General features: G+C 63.3%; 22 protein-coding genes. 10 read left to right on the top strand and 12 right to left on the bottom strand.

The genetic code is table 11. The features are described 5' to 3' along the window. Positions 1-21: 21 nt before the first annotated feature. A complete protein-coding gene (gene parC, locus CK226_RS08950) occupies positions 22-2,274 on the top strand; it encodes a DNA topoisomerase IV subunit A (RefSeq protein WP_095770462.1) in 2,253 nt (750 codons plus the stop codon). Positions 2,275-2,527: 253 nt separating this feature from the next. Continuing rightward, positions 2,528-3,745, top strand: a complete 1,218-nt coding sequence (locus tag CK226_RS08945) for an AI-2E family transporter (RefSeq protein ID WP_095770461.1) — start codon at positions 2,528-2,530, stop codon at positions 3,743-3,745. A 38-nt stretch (positions 3,746-3,783) separates the two neighbouring features. Here CK226_RS08945 and CK226_RS08940 read toward each other — a convergent pair whose 3' ends face one another. From CK226_RS08940 to CK226_RS08930, 3 genes are all read right to left on the bottom strand, one after another. Next, the gene (locus CK226_RS08940) at positions 3,784-4,680 is read right to left on the bottom strand and encodes a DMT family transporter (protein ID WP_095791614.1); all 897 of its coding nucleotides are present in this window, start codon (positions 4,678-4,680) and stop codon (positions 3,784-3,786) included. 128 nt (positions 4,681-4,808) lie between these two features. Further along, complete coding sequence (locus CK226_RS08935) at positions 4,809-5,573, bottom strand: arginyltransferase (RefSeq protein ID WP_019857587.1); 765 nt, start codon at positions 5,571-5,573, stop codon at positions 4,809-4,811. A gap of 139 nt (positions 5,574-5,712) precedes the next feature. Further along, complete coding sequence (locus CK226_RS08930) at positions 5,713-6,183, bottom strand: RDD family protein (RefSeq protein ID WP_095788425.1); 471 nt, start codon at positions 6,181-6,183, stop codon at positions 5,713-5,715. A 213-nt stretch (positions 6,184-6,396) separates the two neighbouring features. On the opposite strand from CK226_RS08930, the gene sthA reads away from it, so the two are divergent. Then, positions 6,397-7,782, top strand: coding sequence for a Si-specific NAD(P)(+) transhydrogenase (gene sthA, locus CK226_RS08925; protein ID WP_095791613.1), 1,386 nt, complete (start codon positions 6,397-6,399; stop codon positions 7,780-7,782). Between the two features lie 59 nt (positions 7,783-7,841). Here the strand turns inward: sthA and CK226_RS08920 are convergent, their stop codons facing one another. Continuing rightward, positions 7,842-8,501, bottom strand: coding sequence for an alpha/beta hydrolase (locus CK226_RS08920; protein ID WP_095791612.1), 660 nt, complete (start codon positions 8,499-8,501; stop codon positions 7,842-7,844). 201 nt (positions 8,502-8,702) lie between these two features. Between CK226_RS08920 and CK226_RS08915 the strand changes: the two genes are divergently transcribed. Continuing rightward, a complete protein-coding gene (locus tag CK226_RS08915) occupies positions 8,703-9,881 on the top strand; it encodes an OpgC family protein (protein WP_095791611.1) in 1,179 nt (392 codons plus the stop codon). A gap of 8 nt (positions 9,882-9,889) precedes the next feature. On the opposite strand, the gene CK226_RS08910 is transcribed toward CK226_RS08915, so the two are convergent. Beyond that, a complete protein-coding gene (locus CK226_RS08910) occupies positions 9,890-10,966 on the bottom strand; it encodes a substrate-binding domain-containing protein (RefSeq protein WP_095788428.1) in 1,077 nt (358 codons plus the stop codon). Positions 10,967-11,068: 102 nt separating this feature from the next. Here CK226_RS08910 and CK226_RS34340 point away from each other — a divergent pair, with 102 nt between their 5' ends. Both CK226_RS34340 and CK226_RS34815 read left to right on the top strand, forming a co-directional pair. Further along, complete coding sequence (locus CK226_RS34340; protein ID WP_143750588.1) at positions 11,069-11,269, top strand: hypothetical protein; 201 nt, start codon at positions 11,069-11,071, stop codon at positions 11,267-11,269. Positions 11,270-11,324: 55 nt separating this feature from the next. After that, positions 11,325-11,474 (top strand): hypothetical protein, encoded by a 150-nt coding sequence (locus CK226_RS34815; RefSeq protein WP_095770454.1) that lies wholly within the window; start codon positions 11,325-11,327, stop codon positions 11,472-11,474. A gap of 17 nt (positions 11,475-11,491) precedes the next feature. Here the strand turns inward: CK226_RS34815 and CK226_RS08895 are convergent, their stop codons facing one another. Then, entirely contained in the window at positions 11,492-11,857 is a 366-nt protein-coding gene (locus tag CK226_RS08895) for a DUF423 domain-containing protein (protein WP_095770453.1), read from the bottom strand. A gap of 24 nt (positions 11,858-11,881) precedes the next feature. Continuing rightward, the gene (locus CK226_RS08890; RefSeq protein ID WP_095791610.1) at positions 11,882-13,135 is read right to left on the bottom strand and encodes a multidrug efflux MFS transporter; all 1,254 of its coding nucleotides are present in this window, start codon (positions 13,133-13,135) and stop codon (positions 11,882-11,884) included. Between the two features lie 117 nt (positions 13,136-13,252). Between CK226_RS08890 and CK226_RS08885 the strand changes: the two genes are divergently transcribed. Both CK226_RS08885 and CK226_RS08880 read left to right on the top strand, forming a co-directional pair. Further along, positions 13,253-13,918: a GntR family transcriptional regulator gene (locus tag CK226_RS08885; protein WP_095770451.1), complete on the top strand. Its 666-nt coding sequence runs from the start codon at positions 13,253-13,255 to the stop codon at positions 13,916-13,918. A 102-nt stretch (positions 13,919-14,020) separates the two neighbouring features. After that, on the top strand, positions 14,021-14,281 hold the full coding sequence (locus CK226_RS08880) for a DUF982 domain-containing protein (protein ID WP_010915577.1): 261 nt from the start codon (positions 14,021-14,023) through the stop codon (positions 14,279-14,281). A gap of 54 nt (positions 14,282-14,335) precedes the next feature. Here CK226_RS08880 and CK226_RS08875 read toward each other — a convergent pair whose 3' ends face one another. Continuing rightward, positions 14,336-14,482 carry a hypothetical protein gene (locus tag CK226_RS08875; protein ID WP_019857598.1) on the bottom strand — a complete coding sequence of 49 codons (147 nt, stop codon included), beginning with the start codon at positions 14,480-14,482 and terminating at the stop codon, positions 14,336-14,338. 196 nt (positions 14,483-14,678) lie between these two features. On the opposite strand from CK226_RS08875, the gene CK226_RS08870 reads away from it, so the two are divergent. Continuing rightward, positions 14,679-15,665, top strand: a complete 987-nt coding sequence (locus tag CK226_RS08870; protein WP_095791609.1) for a glycosyl transferase family 90 — start codon at positions 14,679-14,681, stop codon at positions 15,663-15,665. A gap of 3 nt (positions 15,666-15,668) precedes the next feature. Here CK226_RS08870 and CK226_RS08865 read toward each other — a convergent pair whose 3' ends face one another. Next, positions 15,669-16,712, bottom strand: coding sequence for an aldo/keto reductase (locus tag CK226_RS08865; protein WP_095791608.1), 1,044 nt, complete (start codon positions 16,710-16,712; stop codon positions 15,669-15,671). Positions 16,713-16,992: 280 nt separating this feature from the next. Here CK226_RS08865 and ppk2 point away from each other — a divergent pair, with 280 nt between their 5' ends. Further along, on the top strand, positions 16,993-17,913 hold the full coding sequence (gene ppk2, locus CK226_RS08860) for a polyphosphate kinase 2 (protein ID WP_095791607.1): 921 nt from the start codon (positions 16,993-16,995) through the stop codon (positions 17,911-17,913). A 139-nt stretch (positions 17,914-18,052) separates the two neighbouring features. Here ppk2 and CK226_RS08855 read toward each other — a convergent pair whose 3' ends face one another. From CK226_RS08855 to CK226_RS08845, 3 genes are all read right to left on the bottom strand, one after another. Continuing rightward, a complete protein-coding gene (locus CK226_RS08855) occupies positions 18,053-18,700 on the bottom strand; it encodes a dihydrofolate reductase family protein (protein ID WP_095791606.1) in 648 nt (215 codons plus the stop codon). Positions 18,701-19,086: 386 nt separating this feature from the next. Then, positions 19,087-20,118 carry a porphobilinogen synthase gene (hemB, locus tag CK226_RS08850; protein ID WP_019857603.1) on the bottom strand — a complete coding sequence of 344 codons (1,032 nt, stop codon included), beginning with the start codon at positions 20,116-20,118 and terminating at the stop codon, positions 19,087-19,089. 146 nt (positions 20,119-20,264) lie between these two features. Next, a complete protein-coding gene (locus tag CK226_RS08845) occupies positions 20,265-21,086 on the bottom strand; it encodes a DUF2066 domain-containing protein (RefSeq protein WP_095791605.1) in 822 nt (273 codons plus the stop codon). Between the last annotated feature and the right edge of the window lie 132 nt (positions 21,087-21,218).

Below are 21,218 nucleotides of genomic sequence, written 5' to 3'. Positions count from 1 at the left end.
CCGCTCGGCTAGTTCCAGCCCATGGGAAAAAGGCTTTTGCCGCCTCAAGATGGCGGTGGCGATCACATTGAACCGGTCGATCTGAAGAAGGCGCTGGAAGAGCGCTATCTGGCCTATGCGCTGTCGACCATCATGCACCGGGCGCTGCCCGACGTCCGCGACGGGCTGAAGCCGGTCCATCGCCGCATCATGCACGCCATGCGGCTGCTCAGGCTCAACCCCGACCAGGGTTTTGCCAAATGCGCACGTATCGTCGGCGAGGTGATGGGTAAGTTCCACCCGCATGGCGACCAGTCGATCTACGACGCGCTGGTGCGGTTGGCGCAGGATTTTTCGATGCGCTATCCCTTGGTCGACGGGCAGGGTAATTTCGGCAACATCGACGGCGATAACGCCGCCGCCATGCGCTACACCGAAGCGCGCATGACCGATGTGGCGACCGAACTGTTGTCCGGCATCACCGAGGATGCCGTCGACTATCGGCCGACCTACAATGAAGAGGACGAGGAGCCGGTGGTGCTTCCCGGCGCCTTCCCGAACCTCTTGGCAAACGGCTCGTCCGGCATCGCGGTCGGCATGGCGACATCGATCCCGCCGCACAATGCGGCCGAGCTTTGCGACGCCGCATTGCACCTGATCGAGCATCGCGATGCGCCGGTGTCGAAGCTGATGGATTTCGTCCAGGGTCCGGATTTCCCGACCGGCGGCATCATCATCGACAGCCGCGCCTCCATTCTCGAGGCCTACGAGACCGGCCGCGGCGGTTTTCGTGTGCGCTCGAAATGGAGCCAGGAGGACCAGGGCAGGGGCACCTGGAGCATTGTCGTCACCGAAATCCCCTATGGCGTGCAGAAGGCGCGACTGATCGAGAAGATCGCCGAACTGCTGATGGCCCGCAAACTGCCGCTGCTCGAGGACATCAGGGACGAAAGCGCCGAGGATATCCGCGTCGTGCTGGTACCGAAGAGCCGTTCCGTCGATCCGGGCATCCTGATGGAATCGCTGTTCAAACTCACCGAGCTTGAAAGCCGTTTCCCCCTCAACATGAATGTGCTGTCGCGCGGCAAGGTGCCCAACGTGCTGTCGCTGAAGGGCGTGCTGCAGGAATGGCTCGACCACCGCCGCGACGTTCTGATCCGCCGCTCGAAACATCGCCTGGGCGAGATCGAAAGACGGCTGGAGATCCTTGCCGGCTACCTGATCGCCTATCTCAACATCGACGAGGTGATCAAGATCATCCGCGAGGAGGATGAGCCCAAGCAGGTGATGATGGCCCGCTGGTCGCTCACCGACAACCAGGCCGAGGCCATCCTCAACATGCGCCTGCGCGCCTTGCGCAAGCTGGAAGAATTCGAGATCCGCAAGGAATTCGATGGCCTGAGCGCCGAGAAGAAGCAGATCGAGGCGCTGCTGGCGTCCGATGCCAAGCAATGGTCGACGATCAAGTGGGAAGTCACCAACATCCGTGACAAGTTCGGCCCGGAGACCGAACTCGGCAAGCGCCGCACCCAGTTCGCCGATGCACCCGAGCACGACCTGACCGACATCGCGCACGCCATGATCGAGCGCGAGCCGGTCACCGTGGTGGTTTCGGAAAAAGGCTGGCTGCGGGCGATGAAGGGGCATCTGGCCGACCTTTCGACGCTGACCTTCAAGGAAGGCGACAGCCTCAAGCTCGCCTTCCACGCGCAGACCACCGACAAGGTGCTGGTCTTCACCACCGGCGGCAAGTTCTACACAATCGGCGCCGACCGGCTGCCCGGCGGGCGCGGCCATGGCGAGCCGATCCGCATCATCGTCGACATGGACAATGACCAGGACATCGTCACCGCCTTCGTCCACGATCCGAAGCGCAAGCTGCTGCTGGCCTCATATGACGCCAATGGCTTCATCGTGCCGGAGGAGGAAGTGGTCGCCAACACCCGCAAGGGCAAGCAAGTGATGAACGTCAAGGCGCCGGACGAGGCCAAGCGTTGCGTGCCGGTCACCGGCGATCACCTCGCCATCGTCGGCGAGAACCGGAAAATGCTGGTGTTCGCGCTTTCGGAAATTCCCGAGATGGGCCGCGGCAAGGGCGTGCGGCTGCAGAAATACAAGGATGGCGGCCTGCTCGATCTCAAGCCGTTCAGCTTGGAGACGGGCCTGTCCTGGCAGGATTCGGCCGACCGCACCTTCACGAGGTCGCGCGAGGAACTGGCCGAATGGATCGGCGCCCGGGCATCGGCCGGCCGCATGGTGCCGAAGGGTTTCCCGAGGACGGGCAAGTTCGGGTAGCTTGCTCTCCCCCTCGAGGGGAGACGTCGCCAAAGGCGACAGAGGGGTCGGTTCGACCGGACCGGCCTCCGGCTTCGACCGGACGCGACCTAATACTTTGAGCAGAGAACGCTGGCGCTTTACGCGCGGCAACCCCTCTGGCCTGCCGGCCACCTCCCTCAAGGGGGCCGATTCTAGGGCATTTGGAGTATCGTCACGATTGCTGCACTATATCAGTGCATAACGGGGAAAGGTGTTTGGGAGAGACGGGCGTTTGAAAGAATCCAGGATCCAGAAACCGGAACGGCAGCAGCGCCTGTTCGGCCTGTCGACGCCGCTGCGGTCGGCCGTCATTCCGCCGCTGTCGGCGGCGCGCTGGCTGCTGGTGCTGATCGTCGCCGCCGGCGTCTATTTCTTCCACGGTTTCCTGTTCCCGGTGCTGGCGGCACTTGTCATCGCTTTCGCCAGCTGGCCGCTTTACCAGCGGCTGCTGGCTGGTGTCGGCGGCAACCGCACTATCGCCGCCACTCTGGCCATCCTGTTCATCCTCGCCTTCCTGGTGATACCGATCGCGCTCGCCGGCACCTACGCCATCAACGAGGTGCGCGAGTGGGTCGGCTGGGCGATCGAGACCAATCGGCATGGGGCCGTGACGCCGCACTGGATCGCGACCATGCCTGTCGTAGGCGACTGGCTGAACGAGCAATGGACGACCAATTTTGGTCATCCCGGCGGCATTGGTGAACTGATCCAGCTGATCAGCGGCGCAAACATAGGCAGCATCTATCGCGGCGCGCTCGCCGCCGGCGGCAGTGCGTTTGGGCTGCTCCTGACGCTGCTGTTCATGATGATCGCCCTGTTCTTCGCCTATCGCGACGGCGAGCATTTTGCCGGCCAGGTCGATCGCCTGGGCGAACGCATCCTGCCGACGCGATGGGAGCGGATTTCGCGAGTCGTCCCGGCGACCATTTCCTCGACGGTGACCGGCATGACCGTGATCGCCATCGGCGAGGGGCTGGTGCTGGGCATCGCCTACTGGCTGGCTGGCGTGCCGTCGCCGGTGACGCTTGGCGCCCTGACCGGCGTCATGGCGCTCATCCCCGGCGGGGCGCCTTTGTCCTTCACCCTTGTCTCGATTTATCTGGCCGCCAGCGGCTCGCCCATGGCCGGTCTGGCGCTGTTCCTGTGGGGCGCGGTCGAACTGTTCATCGTCGACAAGACACTGCGCCCGAAGCTCGTCGGCGGGCCGATAAAGCTGCCCTTCCTGCCGACCTTTTTCGGCCTGATCGGCGGCGTCAAGACGATGGGGTTCCTCGGCCTGTTCATCGGCCCGGTGCTGATGGCGCTGCTGGTCGCCATCTGGCGCGAGTGGCTGCGCGAGGTGGAACTGGTCGACGAGTTGACCGCCGACTCGGCGGCCGAAATCGAAGGCGGGCCGCCGCAGATCGAAATCCTGCCGGAACCCGGCGTGGCGAAGAAAGCCAGCGCCTGATCCCGAAACGCGACTTGCGCCGGCACATCAATTACAAGTCAGACCGGATGGTGCACCGCAAGGTCACCCCGCTGCCTACGGCCGTCATGCAGTTGCCAGAGCGAATGGGCGACCAGCGTGACGATCAGGATCGCGCCACCGATCAGACTGTTGCGGGTCGGTGTCTCGGCAAAGATCATCCACACCCAGACCGGCGCCAGCACGGTTTCGAGCAGATAGAACATCGCCACTTCCGGCCCCGAAATGTATTTCGGCCCGGCGGCGAGGCAGAAGAACGAGATCGGCATGATGACGGCGCCGTTGAAGATGATCCACCAGGGCGCGTTCACGTGAAAGCCGGTCTTCGAGACCATGAACACCGCAACGATAAGCGGCAGGATGACGCCGATCAGAGCCGTGAAACCCATGTCCTTGCCGCTGGCGTGCGAGATGGTGATGGCCGAAGCGATGCAGAAGGCCGAACACAGCGCCATCAGGTCGCCGAAGAGATGTCCCGCGCCGATCGAATCGCCGACGATGATGGCCACGCCGAAGATCATCAGCGCCAGCGCGGCGAGCGTCGCAGGCCGCGGCCGCTCCTTCAGGAACAGCCATGACAGCAGCGCGGAGAACATGGTGGTGAAAGCCAGGATGAAGACGAGATTGGCCGTCGAGGTATTGAAGACGCCGGTGATGAAGGCGATCGAGCCAAGCCCGTAGAACGCGGCGACGACGAGTCCTGTCCAGCCTGGAATGAGTTGCGGCGCGTTCTTGCGCAGCGAGCGCCAGACTGCCCAGATGACCAGGGCAGCCATGAAAGTGGTGCCGGTGCGCAACATGAGGATCGTCCATGCGCCGCCATCGGCGAGGCGGATCAACGGAATGTCGACGGTCAGTGTCAGGCCGCCAATGGCGGTTATCAAGAGGCCCTTCTGGTGGTCGCTGTGAGAGGACATGCAGGAACTTTCGTAATGAAATGCAGGCCGAGGGCTGAGCGGTGCAATGGCGCACTCTCTCTAGCCGACCGGCTGAAAGACCAGCATCCCCTGCCTTGAAACTGTTTAAGCGCTGATCGTGGAAAAACTCAGCGTGAAACCGCTTCGTTGGTGTAGCGCTCCCAGCCCTTGGGGCCGAGATGCTCCTGCGGCATGAAGCGCATCTTATAATTCATCTTGCGCGAGCCGTTGACCCAGTAGCCGAGGTAGACATGGGGCAGGCCCATCGCCCTGGCGCGGGCGATGTGATCGAGGATCATGAACGTGCCGAGCGAACGCTCCTCGAAATCGGGATTGAAGTAGGAATAGACCATCGACAGGCCGTCGGCCATTTTGTCGGTGAGCGCCACCGCGATGAGTTCGCCCTGACCCTTGCCGGTGATGAAGGTGTCGGGCCCACGCCGCCGGTACTCGATCACCTTGGTGTCGACGTGGGTATCCTCGACCATCATGGCATAGTCGAGCACCGTCATGTCGGACATGCCGCCGCGACGGTGGCGGGCATCGAGATAGCTGCGGAACAGCGAATATTGTTCCGTCGAGGGCTCGGCATTGTGCATGGCGCCGACGAGGTCGGAATTGTGCTGCAGCACACGCTTCATGTTGCGGCTGGCGGTGAATTCCTGGGCGAGGATGCGCACCGAAACGCAGGCGCGGCAGGTCTCGCAGGCCGGCCGGTAGGCGATGTTCTGCGAGCGCCGGAAGCCGCCTTGCGTCAACAGGTCGTTCATCTCCGACGCCTTGTCGCCGACCAGGTGCGTGAACACCTTGCGCTCGAACTGGCCGTCGAGATAGGGGCACGGCGACGGCGCTGTCAGGAAGAACTGCGGCGACTGGGTCGGATGCTGCGTCATATACGTCTTGGAAACGCTCCTTCGAGTCGCTCTACCTTTGGCGCGGAAAGCGAAAAATTCAACAGGATTGTGAAGGCGCAGGCATGCGAACGCCTTCACATTTGCGCCGACAAGGCGGAAGCGCTCCCGAAAAACGCCCTTAACGGTCGGTGCGGCTGACCACCGTGCCAAGCAAAAGGTCGTGCAGCGTGCGCTTGCGGTCGGAGAACAAGGTCACCAGCAGGACCAGCGGCGACAGGATGACGTTGCCCGCCCAGAACAGCACGGAATGGACGACCGCGGTCAGGCCGTCGATCGGCCGCCCGTCGAGACGATCGAGGCGGATACCCATCATCTTCATGCCCGTGGTCGCCTGGTCGGCGCTGCCCAGCGTGTTCCAGATGTAGAGGATGGCGACGGCCGGCACCAGGACGCCGAACAGCATCCAGCCGAGACCGAGGGTCAAAAGCCCGAGGAAGAACACCAGTATGGCGAAGGGAATGGTGAGCAGAGCAACGATGATGTAGTCGAGCACGAAGGCCAGGATGCGCCGTGTGCGCACGCCTTCATAGGCCCGGACATCGTCAAGCCGGGTGTTGATGATTTCGCCGTCAAGAACGCGCGCGTTCATGTCATTTCCTCGTAACAAGGCCCAACATAGGGTGCGGGCCGCACGCCAATGAAATGGTGAAGGCCTGTGTAGGAATCAAGGTCGGGATCCCGTCGGGGGGCGCAAGGCGCGAGCGACACAGGACACGATCCGAATCGGTTGAATTTGCCGGGCGGATGGCATTAGCTTGCTGCGGCGCAACAAATGCGCTCAGGGGCAGAGGGACGGGGCACTATGGACTATGACATGCTGGTCATCGGCAGCGGCCCCTCCGGCCGCCGCGCCGCCGTGCAATCGGCCAAGCTCGGCAAATCGGTGCTGGTGGTCGACCGCGGCCGGCGCCTCGGCGGGGTCTCCGTACACACCGGCACCATCCCCTCGAAGACGCTGCGCGAAACCGTGCTTAATCTCTCGGGCTGGCGCGAGCGCGGTTTTTATGGACGCGGCTACAGGGTCAAGCAGGACATTTCCGTCGGCGATCTGATCGAACGCCTGCACAAGACGCTCGATCACGAGGTCGAGGTGCTGCAGCACCAGTTCATCCGCAACACCGTCAAGAGCGCCCGCGCGGCGGTGAAATTTCTCGGCCCCAACAAGGTCAGCCTGACATCAGACAATGGCGATTACAGCGAAGTCGGATTCGCCAACGCCCTGGTCGCGGTCGGCACCAGGCCGCACCGGCCGCGCGATGTGCCCTTCGACAAGACCCGCGTCTTCGACAGTGACGAGATGCTGGAACTCGACCGCCTGCCGCGCACGCTGACGGTGATCGGAGGCGGTGTCATCGGCGTCGAATACGCCACGATCTTTTCCGCGCTCGACGTGCCGGTGACGCTGGTCGAGCCGCGCAATTCCATCCTCGATTTCGTCGACCGCGAGATCGTCGACGATTTCATCCACCAGATGCGCGATCGCGGCATGACGATAAGGCTTGGCAGCGCGGTGAAGGAAATCCGCTCCAAGCCCGAAGCCGCCGAAGTGGAACTGGCCGATGGCCGCACCATCCGTTCGGAAGTCGTGCTCTACGCCGCAGGCCGCACCGGCAATATCGGCAGCCTGGGCCTCGACGTGGTCGGAATCGAGGCAGACTCCCGAGGCCGCATCAAGGTCGATCCGCAGACCTTCCAGACCAGCGTCCCCAACATCTACGCCGCCGGCGACGTCATCGGCTTTCCGAGTCTAGCCTCGACCTCGATGGAGCAGGGCCGGGTGGCCGCCTGCCACGCTTTCGGCGTGACGCTACCGCCGCCGCCGGAAACCTTCCCCTATGGCATCTATGCGGTGCCGGAGATCTCGACCGTCGGCCAGTCCGAGGAACAGGTGCGTGAAAGTGGGGCCGCCTATGAGGTCGGCGTGGCGCGTTTCCGCGAGACCTCGCGCGGCCACATCATGGGCGTCAACACCGGCTTCCTCAAGCTGTTGTTCTCGATCGAAACGCGCCGCCTGCTCGGCGCGCACATCGTGGGCGAGGGCGCCACAGAGCTCATTCACATCGGCCAGGCCGTCATCAATCTGGGCGGCACCGTCGACTTCTTCGTCAACAACACCTTCAACTATCCGACGCTGGCGGAAGCCTACAAGATAGCCGGGCTTGATGCCTGGAACAGGATGGGGCGGTAGGCTCCAGTCCTTCTGTCGATTGCCGGAGCGCAGGCACGGGTCGCGGCCTGCGATTGGGCCTACGCCACGGCAGCCGATCCCACCAGCCATTGCCTGACTATTTCCGCGTCCGGATCGCCGATTTCATGGCCCGAGGGAATGATCCGGGCGTCGATCTCGGCGCCGTGGCGGCTGAGCAGCGTCACCAGCGCCGGCGCGAACGGTCCGTAGGTCTCGTCGGCGGCACCGGCGATGATCAGCGTCCTTGTTCCCGCCAGGTCCGTCGCGGGCACATGGTCGAGGACGGGCATCGGTCGCAGCAGTGCCGCCTGGCGGACGATGCCTGGATGGAGCAGCATCAGGCTGGAAACCAGATTGGCGCCGTTCGAATAGCCGAGGTACGTTGCGCGATCGGGATCGAGCCCATGGCGTCTGGCTGCCTCGCTTGCGAATGAAGCGAAAGCCGCCGTCTCTACGAGGATGCTCTTCTGTTCGAAGCGCGTCGGGTTTATCCGCTCGAACCAGCGAAAACCGTCCTCCTGGGGGATGCGGCCACGCGCCGCGACCAGCGTGACGCGGGGCGCGATCCGTCTTGCCAGCGGTATCAGGGTCGTCTCGTCGACACCCGACCCATGCAGCAGGAACAGGCACTCACGGCTGTCTCTGCCAGCGGCCATGAGGCGATAGGCAAAGGCCATATCCGTGACCAGGGGGGCGTTTTCGGGGTCGTCGCCGATCATCCCGCATCCTCTTGATTATATGAGGTTCCGCTCAATTTGCCGGCTTCAAAACGCAATATTTTCATGCTCCGCGAAAGTTGATTGAACCGGGCGCATTCCGGCCCGTTTATGCGCCGATATACTCCGCGTGGGAGGAATCGAAGCGGTGCGCCGGGGGTCGCATTGCTGGACATGAACAACCAGCTTTGAGGCCTTTTGTCGATGACTACCCCTATTTCGCCCCAACGCGATACGCGTATCGATGTGCTGCGCGCGCTGGCCCTGATCATCATTTTCATCGACCATGTGCCCGGCACGGCTTTCGAAACCCTGACCTACAAGAATTTAGGTTTTTCGGACGCGGCCGAGGCTTTCGTGCTGATTTCCGGCATCTCGGTCGCGCTCGCCTACGGCACCAAGTTCCGGCCGGGTGGCCGGCTTCTGGCCACGTTGAAGATGTGGCGGCGCGCAGCAGTGCTCTACGTCGCCCACATCGTCACCACGATGGTGGTGATCGGCTTGTTCTGCACCGTGGCGGTGTTCGCCCGGCGCCCGGAGCTGCTGAAACTGATCAACATCGAGCCATTGATGAAGAACACGCCGGAGGTGCTGGTCGGCATCGTCACGCTGGGCCATCAGCTTGGCTACAACAACATCCTGCCAGTCTACGCCGCGCTGCTCTTGATGGCTCCGGCCTTCGTCCTGCTCATCAGCTACCGGCCTGCCGCGGCACTTGCCGCGTCCGGTGCGCTGTGGCTCGTCGCCGGCATCTGGCAGATCGCTCCGCCCAATTATCCCGAGCCCGGCTTCTGGTTCCTGAACCCGCTGTCCTGGCAGTTCCTGTTCAACATCGGCCTTGCCGCCATGCTGCATGTCAGGCGCGGCGGAGTGATTCCGGTCAACCGCTGGCTGGTCGGCGCGGCCGCGGCCTATGTGGCGACGGCGCTGGTCTGGGTGCACAGCCCGCTTTGGGGGCAGATAACCTGGTTCAAGCTTCCCGTGGTGCTCGGTGGCTTCGACAAGACGTTCCTGTCGCTGCCGCGGCTGTTGCATATACTGGCGGTCAGCTACCTCATCGTCGCCTTGCCGGCGCTGTCGAACCTGTTCCGCACCAGCCCTGATCACCCGCTGGCGATACTCGGCAAGCGCTCTCTGCCGGTCTTCATCGCCGGCACGGTGATCGCCATGGTCGCGCAGGTGATGAAACTGATCAATCCGGGCGGGCTTGCCTATGACACCCTGCTGCTGTCGGCCGGCATCGCCATGCAGTTCGCGCTGGCCTTCTATCTCGAATGGCTGTCGGCCATCGGTGGCTTGGGCAAGGTTCGCGCGCCGGAAAAGGACATCACGCCGGTGCGTGCGTCTTTCGGCATCTCGGCGGTAGCAAGGGCCAATCGCTGAGGGGCGGTTCAGCCGCGCGGGGGAGCCGACGAGGCGCGCACGATCAGCTCGACCGGCAGCAATTGCCGGCTGACCTTGCCGTCGCTCTCCAGGATCGCCTTGACGGCAAGGCGGCCCATTTCGGCGATCGGCTGGGCGATCGTGGTCAAGGGCGGCTCCGACATGGCGGCTTCCGGAACACCGTCGAACCCGACGATGGAAACATCGTTTGGGACGTTGAGCTTGCGTGCGCTCAGCCATTCGAGCGTCACCAGGGCTATCTTGTCCGACATCGCCAGGATGGCCGTGGGCGGCTCCTTGGCGGCGAAGATGGTTTCGAGCGCCGCTTTCGTGCTGGCCGCATCGTTGGCGGTCTCGTAGACGGGCACCTTGGATGTGTCGATGCCGACCCGCGAGAGTTCCTGGAGATAGCCGGTGAGGCGGTCGCGCGTTCCCGCATAGGTCGCGGATCGAACCTGCTCGGGTGAAACGAGCCCTGTCCTGCCGTCGGCAAAAGGCAGTGCCAGGACGGCGAAGCGGCGATGTCCGAGATCCGTCAGATGGCGAGCCGCCAGGCTGGCGCCGGCGATGTTGTCGACGCCGATCGCCGCAACCGCCCCATCCTCGGAGTCCAGGTCGAGCGCCACGAAGGGCAATTTGCGCTCGCGTGCCAGTTCCACGAGGCGCGAGCCGCCTTCGATGCAGAAGACGATGAAGCCGTCGACCAAGGCGCTCTGGATGTTCCAGGCCAGTTGTTCATTGTTGGCGGCCGAGACCAGGGAGATGCCGGCTCCCGTAGCGTCGCAGGCCTGCGAGATGCTCGCCATCATGACGCGCGCGAAGGGATCGTCGAAGAAGTAGGAGAGGGGTTCGGCCGTGGCAACGCCGATGGCGTTGACCTTGCCCGCCCGCAACAGGCGGCCCTTGGGATCCGGCCCGCCATAGCCCATCGCCTCGGCCGCCGCCTTTACCCTTTCGCGGACTTCCTCGCGCACGATCTCCGGGCGGCTGAAGACATTGGATGCGGTGCCGTGCGAAACACCGGCGGCCTTGGCGATGTCGGCCAGCCGGACGGGTCTTCGATTGCCTGCGGTGAGTGACGCCATTGTGCGTGCCTCCTGACATGCATTTAGCACGTTCCGGATTTGCATCTAGCATTTTCGTTGGATCGATTCAAATTTTGCTTGACCGAAGATGCCTTGAAGACTATGTTTGAATCGATCCAAACTGCAGATTTGCCTCTGCTGAGTGACAAGGAGGAGGTAGCCATGCATCCCGTCAATTATCTGTTCGAAGACATCTACCGCAACGGCTGGCGGATCGGATCCGCCAACAGCTCCAGGCGCCGGGGCAGGACCGGCCCTTGGATTCGCGATCTTCGCTTCCTTGTGGAGCGCAAGTGCAGCTAAGCGACGCATTTTTTGCTCACTGATTGGATCGATTCAATTCAAAGGGAGAAGAACCATGCATCCCATCAAGCATTTGTTCGAGGACATCTATCGCAACTACTGGGGCATCGCCCCGGCCGCCGAGCGGCCGAGGGTGCGGCGCCTGACGAAGCCGGCCGCGCGCAATCGCGATCTTTGGGTACGTACCGAACGTCCCAAGGATTGATACCCGCGTAGTCGGTCTCAGGAACGCGGACGCACCAGGGCGGAGATCGCTATCCCCAGCCAGCCGGCGATGAGCAGGGTGCCTCCGATTGGCGCCGACATCGGAAACAGTCTCGATCCGAGGAAATCGCGGGCGAGGAGATCGCCCGCGAAAAGCAGGAGCCCGGCAAGCAGGACGAGGCTCGCGATCCGCAGGCAGCGATTCGCGCCGATGAGGCCGACGGCGAGGAAGACAGGCGCGTGCATCAAGAGGAACGACGCGGCCGTGCCGGTAAAGGCGCCGCCGCGGTGCGCGGCCGCTGCCGACAGCGCCACGCCCGCCGCGCCGGAGAGACCGCCGGCAAGCACGAGGAGACGGCTGGCGCTTGGTTCGGCGGAATTCATGTCGGCCAGCTCCCTCTAACGCTCTCAGGACTCACTTGCTTCCAGCGCCATATGCCGTATGCGCCGCGACTGGACGATCCAGTTGTAGACGGCGCCGCCGGCCATCAGCGCCGATGTGCCGAGAAACACCGCCCGCATGCCGAAATGACCGCCGACGAAGCCGCCGGTCAATGGTCCCGCAACCTGCCCGACATACTGCGCCGAGATCGCCAGGCCAAGCACATTGCCGCCGACGCCGTCCGGGATGTTGTGGCGGATGACGCTGGTGATGCAGGGCAGCAAGCCGCCGAGCGCCAGACCCATCAGGAAGCGCAGGCCGATCAGTTGCCAGCCATTGGTGACGAAGGCTTGCGGTATCAGCAGCAGGGCCGAGACGGTCAGCGCCCCGACGACGACGTTCCAGTGACCGACGCGGTCAGCGAGCTTGCCGAGCCAGGACGCCGACAGGATGGTGCCCAGCGCCGCCGCCGACATCACCACGCCGGCGACCATCGTCACCCGGCTCTGATCCTCGATGAGCAGCTGCACATAGACGGTGATGATCGGCTCGATCGACATGTTGGCGAAGGCTAGCAGCATACCGGTTATCAGCATGGCCACGACCGGGCGCTTGTCTGGAATCCGTGACCAGCCGCTTTTCGGCCTGGCGCCAGATCCCGCCTTTACCGGCTTCGGGCGCGGGGTCTCCTTGATGAGGAAGGTCGTTGCCAGGAAGGCAAGGAAGATGACGCCGCCGGACAGAAGGAAGGTGGCGCGAATGCCGATCACTGGCGGCAGCGCACCGCCAAGCAGGGGCCCGACCAGCGAGCCCGCCGTTATTCCCGCAGACAGCACGCCCAGCGCCCAGCCGGAACGGTCCTTGGGCGTCTGCATGGCCACCAATATGGTCGACCCCGAGGAATAGCCGCCGGCAAAGCCGATCAGCAGGCGCAGCAGCACCAGTTGCCAGACCGTCTCGACCATGCCTGTCAGCGACATGCAGATCGCCATGCCGAAGCTGGCGCGCACCAGCATCACCTTGCGGCCGTAGCGGTCGCCCAGCCGTCCCCACAAGGGCGCGACCAAGGCCGCGGCGAAGAAGGTGGCGCCATAGGCGATGCCGGACCATTGCACGATGGCGGCATGGCCTTGCGCGCCGAGCTGTTCGACGTAAAGCGGCAGGAAGGGCAACAGCAGGGTCATGGCGATGAGCGTGCTGAACGAGCCACCGAAACAGACGGCGAGATTGCGCCGCCAGTGGATGTTGTAGCCGCTCTGTTGCGTGTCTTCCTGTGTCATGTCCTGCCTGCCCGATATCAGCGCTTGTTGCGGATACCATTTTGGGATACCAAACTGGTATCCGTCATGAACTCCAACCCGGCTGCTGTCAATGCGGCTTCGGAACAAGGAAGCGCTATGTCGCAGATGCAGAATGTCGAACGGCAGTTGCGCGAGATGATCCTGGGGCTTGAGATCGGTCCAGGCGAGAAATTGACCGAGCGTTGGATCGAAGGCCGCTTCGGCGCCTCGCGCACGCCGGTCAGGGCAGCACTTCTGCGGCTGGAGACCGAGGGGCTGGTCGGCAGGGATGGCCGCGGCTGGACGGTATCGCCCATCAACCTTGCCGAGCTCGAGCAGATCGCGGTCTATCGCGAAGCAGTCGAGGTCGCGGCTGTCCGGCTGACATGCACGCATGCCGAAAGCAGCACCATCGACGTGATCGAGGCGATGCTCGATTCCTGCGACGACAATACGCCGCGCGAGGAGTGGCATCGTGTCGGCATGGATTTTCACATCGAGCTGGCGCGCCTGTCGGGCAACGAATTTCTGTTCAGGGCGGTGCGCGATGCCATGACGCGCCTGTCGCGCGCTCGCTGGCTGGAAGTGCGTGACGAAGCGGCCCTTGGTCGCGCCTGGGCCGAACACCGCGCCATTCTGGCCGCGGCACGCCTTGGCGATGCCGATGAAGCGGCCCGCCTGCTTTCTGCGCACATCGTCGGCAGCCGCGACCGGCTGGTGACGTCGCTCGCCAACGACCGGCGCGGCCTTCGCGCCAGGGGATTTGCCGTCGTCGCTGCTTAGCACCGCTATGGGGCAGGGCGCTCGCCGGCAAAAACAGGCGACGCCTCGCGCCAAGCGCACTTTCGGCCTCGCTTCACGGACGCCGATGGCGTAAGAGCGGCGATGGAAAACAACCGATTTGAAACACCAGTGACCGTCAAGTCCGTCACGGCGGGAAGCACCCAGCTCTTGCGAACGGCCCGCGAGGCATCCGAATATCTACTCAACAGCTGGCCAGGCAAGCGCAGTCCCAAGCATCGCGCGGCGCTGCAGGCCTGCCACGACGCACTGGCCGGCGACAAGCCGGCGATGAACGCGCGGCGCGCCTTTATCGCCGCGGCGCGCGAAGTGGACGTTTTTGTCAGCGACAAGGCTCCTGCCTGACGCAGGACCACAGCCTGGATTGACGCGAGGCCCGCATATGCGGGCCTTTTGCCGTCATTCCGCCGTTTCGTTTTCGATCTCTGCCTCGGGCTTGGAACGTTCGCGCGCGGCAACCTTGGCCGCCAGCTTTTCGGCTTTCTTCGCCGCCTTCTGCCGGTCGCGTTCCTTGCGTTCCTGATCGTAGTTTGGTGCTCGTGCCATATCGGCTCCTTTTGACCTGCCTTGCGGCTCCGACCCTGCCTAGGAGCATTAGCCGTCAAACACAACAGCTGAAACGACAGTGCACGGGCGCGGCCCCGGAGATCGAGGGGCTTGCCAGATCGGCGCCATAATGGTGTAGGAAACGCGGGGCGCCAGCGTATTTGAGTGCTGCCCGTTTGTTTTGACCAAGTGAATCATGGCTACAATTGCGCGGACGTCGGCACGGGTTTTCTACTATGCGCGAAACGTCGTGCGCGATGTCATTCCCCAAGCCCTGTTCCGCCGCAGGCTGGCTGCTCGCCTCGAACAGGCCATGCGTTCCGACGAGGCGGCGCGGCGGCGGTTGAAGTACTACAACAAGCTGCAGGACGGTTTCGCGCCAAGCGCCAATGCGGTGCGCATCAGCAAACTGCCGTTCACGCCGACCATGTACTATTACGACCTGAAGGAATTCGCCCGCTATTTCGATCCCGGATTGCTCATCGACGTCGAATTCGGCGACGTCAGGGACGTGCCGAAGGTGCCGACGATCGTCAAGGATAGGCCGATTCGTGATGACGACCAGAACGCTGTCATCATGAAGCTCGACAAATTCCGTCACTTCCAGATGCCGGCTGACACCATCTCGTTCGCCGACAAGTTGCCTATGGTGGTCTGGCGCGGTGATCTCAACAATCCGATCAGGACACGGTTTCTGCAAGCGGTGCGCGACCTGCCATTCTGCGATGCCGGCTCGCACAAGCCGAACGCACCAGCCGAATACGCCAAGCCCTTTCTCAGCATCAGCCAGCACCAGCGCTACCGCTACATCGTCTCGCTCGAGGGCAATGACGTGGCGACCAACCTCAAATGGATCTTGAGCTCGAAGTCGCTTTGCCTGATGCCGCCGCCGACATACGAGACATGGTTCGCGGAGCGCCAGCTCGAGGCCAATGTCCACTATGTGCCGCTCGATCCGGATTTCGCCGATCTCGGCGAAAAGGTGCGCCATTTCGAACGACATCCGGCGCAGGCAGAGCGCATCATTGCCGCGGCCAATGCCTATTGCCGGAAATTCTCCAACGAGCGAGACGAGCAGGCGATCTCCCTGCTCGTGCTCTACAAATACTTCGTGCTCAGCGGCCAGATCGAGCCCGATCCCGAGCTCTGGCGCTTCATCGAGGGCAAGCGCGCCTCCGCCTGATGGTCAGATGACGCTGCGGTCGAGAACCGTGTCGGCAGGGCCGAAGCGATCCTTGGCCGTCAATTGCTGGTGCCAATAGGGGTAGAGCACGGGCGGCCGGCTGACCGCGTCGAGGCGCTGGCGTTCCTCAGGGCTGAGCGCCAGGCTTGCGGCCGCGAGATTGTCCTTGAGCTGGGCATCGTTGCGGGCGCCGATCACCAGCGAGGAGACAGCGGGACGGCCGAGTAGCCAGGCCAGCGCCACCTGCGCGGCCGATACGCCGCGAGCCTTGCCGATCTCGACCAGCGCATCGACGATCCGCCAGAGCCGGTCCTCGTCGCGGATCGGCGGCTCGGACCAGCCGGCGAGTTGCCGTGCGGTCGGGCTGTCGCGGTGGTATTTGCCGGACAGCAGGCCGCCGGCGAGCGGGCTCCAGACCAGCACGCCCAGCCCCTGGTCGACCGAGATCGGCAGCAGTTCATATTCCGCCTCGCGTGCCTCCAGCGTGTAGTGGATTTGCTGGGTGACGAAGCGCTGCTGGTGACGGCTGTCGCTGACGGACAGCGCCTTCATCACCTGCCACCCGGACCAGTTGGAGCAGCCGATATAGCGCACCTTGCCCTGGTTGACCAAAGTGTCGAGCGCCGCGACCGTTTCCTCGACCGGGGTAAGCCCGTCCCACTGGTGAACGAAATAGATGTCGATGACGTCGGTCTTCAGCCGCTTCAGGCTCTTCTCGCATTCGCGGATCAGGTGGTGGCGCGACAGGCCTTCGTCGTTCGGTCCACTGCCGATCCGCATGCGCGCCTTGGAGGCAATCAGCACGTCGTTCCTGCGCTTGCCGCCGAGTGCCTCGCCGATGATCTCCTCCGACAGGCCGTTGGAGTAGACATTGGCCGTGTCGATGAGATTGATGCCGGCATCGATGCACATGTCGATCATGCGCTTGGCTTCGCCAAGATCGCTGTTGCCGACCGCGGCGAAGGGCCCGGTGCCGCCGAAGGTCATGGTGCCCAAAGTCAGTGTCGAAACCTTCAGGCCGGAACGGCCAAGGATGCGGTATTCCATGTCAGTCCTCGCGATTGCGTTAAATGGGGGCGGGGCCAAAGGGCAGCCCGGAATGCGACAGAGGATTTGTAGGACAATTCGGCCGGCTTGTCGCCATGCCATGGCGATGGATCGATTGGACATGGCGGACGCCGCTGCGGCCGCTATAGCGTCCGGCTGCAATAAAACCGTCACTGCCGCTCTATATTGAAGTCGGCTCAGGTGTTTCCCTTCCAGGCCGCTAGCCAGCAATTTGGGCGCCGTATGGGAACCGACAGGGCTTGCAAGCGGAGCAGTGCAAATGACTGAGCAAAGACAGAATTCTCCCGCCAAGGATTGGCTCGAAGCCGAGCTCGCCGACACGCTCGACGAAGACTATGAGCTCGAAATGTCGGAGCCGGCGCTGTCGATGGAGATCGCCAAGATCTACAAGAACGCGCATCCGCCTTCGATCGACCGCATGCAATATTTTCGCGACCTGATCACCTTGCAGTCCGAACTGATCAAGCTGCAGTCCTGGGTCGCCTATCATAAGAAGAAGCTGGTGGTGATTTTCGAGGGCCGTGACTCCGCGGGCAAGGGCGGCGTCATCAAGCGCATAACCCAGCGGCTCAACCCGCGCATCTGCCGTGTCGTGGCGCTGCCGGCGCCGACCGAGCGCGAGAAGTCGCAATGGTATTTCCAGCGCTATGTCCCGCATCTGCCGGCGGGCGGCGAGATCGTGCTGTTCGACCGCTCCTGGTACAACCGCTCCGGCGTCGAGCGGGTGATGGGCTTTGCCGATGGCGGCCAGGTCGAGGAATTCTTCCGCGACGTTCCCGAGTTCGAGCGGATGCTGGTGCGCTCCGGCATCACCGTGGTCAAATACTGGTTCTCGATCACCGACGAGGAGCAGCAGATGCGCTTCCTGATGCGCATCCATGACCCGATGAAGCAGTGGAAACTGTCGCCGATGGATCTGCAGTCGCGCGTGCGCTGGGAGCAGTACACCAAGGCCAAGGAAGAGACCTTCGCCCGCACCAACATTCCCGAGGCGCCCTGGTTCATCGTCGAGGGCAATGACAAGAAGCGGGCGCGGCTGAACTGCATCGATCATCTGCTCAAGCAGATGCCGTATGAAGAGGTGCCGCACGAGGAGATCACGCTGCCGGAACGCGTCTTCAACCCAGAATACGAGCGCCAGACGCTGCCGCGCGAGCTCTACGTGCCGGAGAAGTATTGAACACCTTTTCCTTCTCCCCGTTTCACGGGGAGAAGGTGCCCGAAGGGCGGATGAGGGGCGGCGCTGACTTCGATCGTTGGCGTTGCGCAGCCAGTCCTGTTCTGATGAAATTGCCGCTGGCGGGGAGAAAGCGCTGTAACTACGCCCGCTTGATCACCACATGCGTGGCAAGCGCCGTCGCCACCTGCTCGGTGCATTGATAGCCAAGCCTCAACATATCCAGGCCGGCGAAGAGGTGCTCGCCCTTGCCAAGCAACACCGGCGAGATTGCCAGATGCATCTGGTCGATCAAGCTCTCCTGCAGATATTGCCGGATGGTGGCGACCCCGCCGCCGATCCGCACATCCTTGCCGCCCGCCGCGGCCTTCGCCTGCTCGAGCGCCGAATGGATGCCGTCGGTCACAAAATAAAAGGTCGTGCCGCCTTCCATCGTGATGGGTGCCCGCGCGTGGTGCGTCAGCACGAACACCGGCACATGGTAGGGCGGGTTGTCGCCCCACCAGCCCTTCCAGCTGTCGTCAGGCCATTCGCCGCGGATCGGCCCGAACATGTTGCGGCCGAGGATCCAGGCGCCGACATTTTCGAAACTGCGCGCCGCGAACGCCTCGTTGATATCGGTGGTGCCGCCCTCTTGCCCGAGCACCATCTCACGGAAGGTGCGGGTGTCGATAAACCACTTGTGCAAGGATTCCCCGCCGATGCCGAGCGGATTTTGCAGATCCTGATCGGGGCCGGCGCCATAGCCGTCGAGCGATAGGGTGAATGCGTTGACACGCAGCATGGACATGAAAGCCTCCTCGATAACCAGTTGCGTTTTGCAATCGGTTGTTGTTTAGCAAACCAATTGCAAATTGCAAGCGCTATTTTCCAAGGGGAAAAAGACACATACCCGGATCTCGCCTCCAAGCGATGTCCCTATCGTTTCGTGACGATCGATTCGGATCACAACCGGCCGCTGGGACGGCCGCCGATCGCCCGACGGGTGAAGCGGGTCAGGACGTATCCTGGAGGCGTTCGCCATGCCTCCTGGCGACGTGCGGGCTGCCGGCCGTCTCCGGCCGTGCGGCTATCATAGCCGGGGCTGCCGGTTTTTGTCTGCGGGAATTCGAAAGAAATGCCGACCGGTCGAAAGATTGGTGACGTCTACTGAAAGGCTTTGCCGGCCAGGCCGGACTACCCCTTCAGCATTTCGGCCACTTCGGGCGCGAAATAGGTCAAGATGCCGTCGCAGCCGGCGCGCTTGAAGGCGAGCAGCGATTCCAGCATCGCCTTCTCGCCGTCGATCCAGCCATTGGCTCCCGCCGCCTTGATCATCGAATATTCGCCCGACACCTGGTAGGCGAAGGTCGGCATCTGGAATTCGTCCTTGAGCCGGCGGATGATGTCGAGATAGGGCAGGCCGGGCTTGACCATCAGCATGTCCGCGCCCTCGGCGATGTCCTGCTCGGCCTCGCGCACCGCCTCATCCGAATTGGCGTGGTCGATGTAATAGGTCTTCTTGTCGCCCTTGAGCAGGCCTGCGGTGCCGACGGCCTCGCGATAGGGGCCGTAGAAGGCCGAGGCGAACTTCGTCGCATAGGACATGATCGCGACGTCCTGAAAACCGTTGGCGTCGAGCGCGTCGCGTATGGCGCCGATCCGGCCGTCCATCATGTCGGATGGCGCGATGATGTCGGCGCCGGCCGCTGCCTGGATGACGGCCGCCGCCGCGACCTGTTCGACCGTTTCGTCGTTGACGATGATGCCGTCGCGCAGGATGCCGTCATGGCCGTGGCTGGTGAACGGGTCGAGCGCCGCGTCGGTGATGATGCCGATCCCGGGCACCGCGTCCTTGATCGCGCGAGTGGCGCGGTTGATGATGTTTTCCGGGTCGAGAATGTGCGAGCCGGTCTGGTCGCGCAAGGCCAGTTCGACATTGGGGAAGGTGGCGAGTGCCGGAATGCCGAGCTTGGCCGCGCGTTCGGCCTCCTTGACGGCAAGATCGACCGACAGGCGGAAAACGCCCGGCATGGCGGCGATCGGCTCGCGCACATTCCTGCCCTCGACAACGAAGATCGGCCAGATGAGGTCGTCGACCGAAAGCCGGTTCTCCTGGACCAGACGGCGCGACCAGTCGGCCTTGCGCATGCGGCGCAGGCGGCGGCTGCCGGTCACGTCGTCGACGCTGCGTGCGCCGGCTGGCTTTGTCGGGGTGAATTTGTTCATGGCCAATACTCCGGATCAGCAGGTTTTATCACGAGCCCTTGCCGCTGACCAATGCGACACGATTGTGCCAGGCCGAAGCCGCCAATCTCCGCCTTGTGGGCAGATCGGCAAAGCCGAGATGGGCGCGTCCCGCCATATCTATCCGGTCAGGGCTGCCCATTACCCGAAAGAACCTGCGCGGCGCCGCCAATTGCCACGCGGAACGCCTCGTCGAAGCTGACGCCACGCACCCGCCAGCGATAGGTCTTGCCGTGATCGGCCAGGCGCCAATCGGCGATCCACCCGAGATCCTTGTCGCTCCAGACGATGCTGCCAGCGAGCGCTTGCGCGCCACCGGCCTGTTTGGCCAGCAGATCCAGCCTTGCCATGTCGTCGGTGCGCAGCCCTTTTTCGCCCAGCTCGGCCAGCTGTACCGCCTTCGGAAATACGACATGCATCAACAGCGGATCGGTGGCATTGGCGAAAGACTCGCGCATCGTCTTGCCACGCTCCTCCTCGGCGCTGAGCGCGAAATGCCTCGCGCCCTGTTCGACGGTGAGAAAGACGGCGAGCGTTGGCCGTTCGCCAAGCCAGGGCTTGCTGCCAAGCTGCGCGAGCAGCTTGTTGACCGTGGCGGGCTTGTAGAGACAGGTCAGATCATGCGGCCGGTCATGCGTGCCTTGCTCGTCATGGATCGGAATGCCCTCCAGCCGGTCATGGTAGCGGAAGGAGTCGACAAAATCGCCTGCCTTGTCGCGCAGAGCCGCCATTTCGGGTTTCTCCAGCAGGCGTTGATCGCCTGAAACCCTGACCAGAACCCGGTCCAGGCAATCCTTGAAGCCTATCCCGCGGTTCACCTCGCCCTGGCCGGTGACGATGGTCCGCGACTGGTAGAGATCGTCGGTCGTGATGGCCAATGCGGCACGAGGCGCCAGGCCAGCGATCATGACCCCGATCGTCAAAAGCACGGCACGAAGAAATTCGGGCATGGCCAGCTGTTCCCCGACGCCGTCTGTGCGCGATATCGGCGCGTCGCTTGCAACGGCGGCGATCTTCGTAGCACCGCCAGCCGCCGGTCGCCAAGACCACGGCGCGGAGGCTGCTGCCATTGACGCACCCAT

It is taken from the genome of Mesorhizobium sp. WSM4311 (assembly GCF_002295115.1).
Taxonomy (GTDB): Bacteria; Pseudomonadota; Alphaproteobacteria; order Rhizobiales; family Rhizobiaceae; genus Mesorhizobium.
This window is presented reverse-complemented; position numbering and strand designations above follow the sequence as displayed.